We start from the raw sequence: 307 nt of genomic DNA on the forward strand, positions 1-307 counted from the left end.
CCCGCGCCACAGGTCCGAGGCCGACTGCGGCGTCGGCGCCACCCTGGAATTCGCGGTCATCGCACTGCAGGTCCCCAACATCGTCGTCTGCGGACACTCATGCTGCGACGCGGTGCAAGGCATGGTGACCGACAAACAGCCACCGGGAATGGCCCTGTTCAACCGCTGGCTGCAGCGCGCGGAGTACCACTCCAGGCCCGCCGCCCCACGCAAGGGCGCCGCAACACAACGCCACTTGGAAACACAGCTCAAACACCTGCGCTCCTACCCCTGCGTCGCACGCCGCCTCCAGGAGCGACGACTGCGC

1 protein-coding gene is annotated in these 307 nt (G+C 68.1%); it reads left to right on the forward strand.

Features of this window, described 5'->3' with window-relative positions; translation table 11 throughout:
• Positions 1–307, forward strand: a 307-nt coding sequence (locus IG84_RS0137460) for a carbonic anhydrase (RefSeq protein WP_281179415.1), incomplete at both ends; no start/stop codon positions are given.

This window comes from Streptomyces ochraceiscleroticus (assembly GCF_000720485.1).
GTDB lineage: Bacteria > Actinomycetota > Actinomycetes > Streptomycetales > Streptomycetaceae > Streptomyces > Streptomyces ochraceiscleroticus.